Genomic DNA, 3,781 nt, shown 5'->3' on the forward strand with positions numbered 1-3,781 from the left:
GCGCATGGCCACACCGCTCGCCACCACGCCGACCAGCAACAGGGCCCCACCGAGCAGCACTCCGGGATCGACGGAGAATCCCGCGTTCATCGGTCCCCCAGGGAACGCGCCCGCCGCGCTCGGCACAGACGGCGGGTCCTGGATCGAGGTCCACCTCCGCCGGTCATGGCGGTCGACGATACCCATCAAAGCCCGCTCGGGCGGATCGGTCGACGTGTTCGTTGCCATCGCGATCACCTCGGTCGACACGGTCACGGTCGACACGGTCACGGTCGACACGGTCACGGTCGACACGGCCTCGGTCGGGCATCATGGGTCGAGGAGGATCGCGATGACGACATCGGTGTTGCGGATGGCGGACCAGCGTGCCGGCCGGATCCCCGACGTGTGCATCCTGACCGGCGTCTCCACCTCGAACGCGGTTCGACTCCGCGCCGTCGAATGGTCCCATCGCTCCTGGTTGCTCGGGATTCCCGGCGCGACCGGCGCCGCCCGACTGTGGCCGGGTCGAGCGTCGGTCCCGGTGGTTCTTCCCGTCGATGGACGGATCTGGCGGATGTGGAATCGCCGCAACGGCGCAGCCATCGTCGCGATGATGTTCGGGATCGGATTGCTCTCGATCGGTGTGCTGCGCGGCGCCGGGGGGCCCGCAACGGTCGGCGGGCTCATCCTTGCGATGGCGTGCGGATACCGGACCCGTGCGGCGGTGAACTACTGGGTGACCTGCCGCTACGACCCGGACCGCGACACCGCGTCCATCACGCCGACGCACCCCGCGTTCGATGCCCAGGCCACCGCGCTGTTCGTCCGAGCGCTGCACTGACCGCACCCGCGGCACCATGCGACCCCACCCCGCGGTCCGAAAACGATCGATGCCGCCCCGGCGGGCGGCATCGATGAAACATTCGGTTCGGTGATCTCAGCGATCTCCGACCCGCAGATCGGCGAGGATCACTCGTCCATGCTGGTGGGCTTGCCCTCACGGCGCCCGTAGCGCTTGTTGAAGCGCTCGACGCGTCCGCCGGAGTCGACCAGCTTCTGCTTGCCGGTGAAGAACGGGTGGCACTCGTTGCACAGTTCGACGGTCAGGTTGCCCTCGACGGTCGACTTCGTGGTGAACGTATTGCCACACGAGCACTTGACGGTGGTATCGGTGTAGGTGGGATGGATGTCGGTCTTCACGGTGATTCCTCTTTCGATCCTGTTGTGACGGCTGAACGCCCGACCCCACGGGATTGTGGTGTCGTCGATCGTCGTCGAGATCAGCGCCGAGTGACGCTATCTGGGTACAACCGAGATGTGACCCGTTTGTTCCCGTCGCGCTGGGTGTGAACACCCGGCGCGCCAGATCACATTCCGGGTTGCTTGGCGATTTCGCTGAGGAACTCGCTGTTCGACTTGAACGTCTTCAAGCGGTCCATGAGTAGTTCGAGACCCGGAGCGGCGTTGCCGTCGGCGGCGAGTCCGCTGAGCACCCGACGGAGCTTCCACACCATCTGCAGTTCGCGCCGGTCGAAGAGCAATTCCTCGTGGCGGGTCGACGAAGCGTCGACGTCGATGGCCGGGTAGATCCGACGCTCGGCGACCTTGCGGTCGAGGCGCAGCTCCATGTTGCCGGTGCCCTTGAACTCCTCGAAGATCGCGTCGTCCATGCGGCTGTTCGTGTCGACGAGCGCCGTTGCGAGGATCGTGAGCGACCCGCCCTCTTCGATGTTGCGAGCCGCACCGAAGAACTTCTTCGGGGGGTACAGCGCGCCGGCGTCGATACCACCCGACAGGATGCGGCCGCTCGCCGGAGCGGCGAGGTTGTACGCACGGCTCAGACGGGTGATTCCGTCGAGCATGATGACGACGTCCTTGCCGTCCTCGACCATCCGCTTCGCCTTGGCGATCGTCATCTCGGCGACGGCGGTGTGCTCGTCACTCGGGCGGTCGAAGGTCGAGGAGATGACCTCGCCCTTCACGGTCCGCCGGATGTCGGTGACCTCTTCGGGACGTTCGTCGACGAGCAACATGATCAGCTCGACGTCGGGATTGTTCTTCTCGATCATCTTCGCGATCGTCTTCATGATCGTCGTCTTGCCGGCCTTCGGAGGCGACACGAGGATCCCGCGCTGGCCCTTGCCGATCGGGCTGATCAGGTCGATGATCCGTGCCGTCATGTTGGTCGGATCGGTCGGATCCTCGAGCTGCAGCTTCTCGTCGGGGAACAGCGCGGTGAGGTCCTCGAAGCGGGGTCGCTTCTTGGCCTTCTCGGGGTCACCACCGTTGACGGTGTGCACCTCGAGCAGCGCAGGGTTCTTCTCGTTGCGCTGCGGGGGCCGCATCTTGCCGGTGAGCTGGTCCCCCTTGCGCAACCCGTACTGGCGGGCGAGCTTGACGGGGATGTACGCATCCTGCTGACTCGGCAGATAGCCGTTGATCCGCAGGAATCCGTATCCCTCATCGCGCATGTCGAGGTACCCCGACACGTCGATCGGCTCGTTCGACTGCGGTTGACCGTCGTCGTCGAGCAAGTCGACGTCGTCGCCCTGCGGGCCTTCCTGGCCGCGATTGCCACCCTTGCGGCGACGCCGGCGACGCTTGTTGCCGCCGCCCTCGTCGTTGTTCGAGTTGCGGTTGCCGCCACCCTGGTTGTCGCGCTGCTGACCACCGCTGTTGCGATTGCCGCCGCCCTGACCGCCCGAGTTCTGGTCGCCCGAATTCTTGCCACCGGAGTTCTGGCCACCCGAGCTCTGACCACCCGAGTTCTGACCGGCCGAGCTCTGGCCACCGCTGCCCTGGTTGTCGCGCGGCTGACGACCGCTGTTCTGGCCGCCGCCGTTGCGGTTCCGACCCTGACCGTCGCCGTCGGAACGTTGTTCCGACTGCTGCGGATTGCGGCTCCGTCGACCGTTCTCGTCACGCCCACTCGGCCCATCGGAGCGCGAGGCGGCATCGCCGGATGCGGCTCCGTCGGCCTGGGTGGTGTCGGTCGAGACGCCCTGACCCTGGAGTTCGATCTCCCAGTCGGCCAGCGGTTCGCCGTCGGGGCCGAGCACGACCTTGTCAGCAGCTCCGGACCCGCTGCCGCCCGGCGTCGAGTCGGTCGCGTCGTTGGCCTGGTCCGGCGCTGTGCCGTTGGTCGGCTTCGCCTCGGCATTGCTCAGAGCGGCCTCGGACCGATCGTTCCCAGCCGACCTGGCGGCCTTGACGTCGGCCTGCTTCGAGCCGTTGGACGTCGCGGGAGCCGGCGCCTCGTCGGCGCTCGGTTCACCCCCGCCCGTCGCGTCGATGATTGCACCGACGAGGTCGGCCTTCTTGAGCTTCGAGATCCCCTTGACGCCGAGCGCCTTGGCGATCTGGAGGAGTTGATCTTTGTCTTTGCCTTCCAGCGCCGACTGTTCGAGTGCCACTGCGGCCATTCGATACCTCTCTTTCGCCGTCGGTGGAGAACGACGGCGAGTTCTGGATCAGAGGAAGGGGCCGAGACGAACCGTGCACCCGAGACACAATCCCGAAATGCAGACGACGCGTCAACGTCGATCCCCTGAGGAATTCGCACGCTTCGAAGAACTCGAGGTGCGGTCCGGTGAGAACCGGACGAGAAGGATCGTACTCGATGGCGCTTCTCGATTGCAACGCAGCGGCCATCGCCATCCGAGCGGAGTCCGACGTGATGTCAGCGGGTGAGCGACTCGACCAACGCCTGCACGGTGGCGAGGTCGTTGGCAACCGTCTGCGTGCGCTCGTCGCGCGCGAGGAGATCGGCCAGGTGTGGCGGCAGCGCGGGGCGCACCCC

4 protein-coding genes are annotated in these 3,781 nt (G+C 66.3%); 2 read left to right on the top strand and 2 right to left on the bottom strand.

Annotated elements, in window-relative coordinates; genetic code table 11:
- Nucleotides 1-214 precede the first annotated feature (214 nt).
- Nucleotides 215-823, top strand: a complete 609-nt coding sequence (locus WBV89_RS01905) for a hypothetical protein (RefSeq protein WP_423979649.1) — start codon at nt 215-217, stop codon at nt 821-823.
- Between the two features lie 128 nt (nt 824-951).
- On the opposite strand, the gene rpmE is transcribed toward WBV89_RS01905, so the two are convergent.
- Both rpmE and rho read right to left on the bottom strand, forming a co-directional pair.
- Entirely contained in the window at nt 952-1,182 is a 231-nt protein-coding gene (gene rpmE / locus WBV89_RS01910; protein WP_423979650.1) for a 50S ribosomal protein L31, read from the bottom strand.
- 167 nt (nt 1,183-1,349) lie between these two features.
- Nucleotides 1,350-3,404, bottom strand: a complete 2,055-nt coding sequence (gene rho, locus WBV89_RS01915; RefSeq protein WP_423979651.1) for a transcription termination factor Rho — start codon at nt 3,402-3,404, stop codon at nt 1,350-1,352.
- A 197-nt stretch (nt 3,405-3,601) separates the two neighbouring features.
- Between rho and WBV89_RS01920 the strand changes: the two genes are divergently transcribed.
- Nucleotides 3,602-3,781: hypothetical protein (locus WBV89_RS01920; protein ID WP_423979652.1), on the top strand; the 180-nt coding region annotated here is incomplete at its 3' end.

The organism is Ilumatobacter sp. (genome assembly GCF_049588435.1).
In the GTDB taxonomy this organism is placed as follows: Bacteria; Actinomycetota; Acidimicrobiia; order Acidimicrobiales; family Ilumatobacteraceae; genus Ilumatobacter_A.

Excerpts from the sequence above, each read along its gene's own strand:
- rho (WP_423979651.1), bottom strand. The coding sequence starts at position 3,404 with ATGGCCGCAGTGGCACTCGAACAGTCGGCGCTGGAAGGCAAAGACAAA.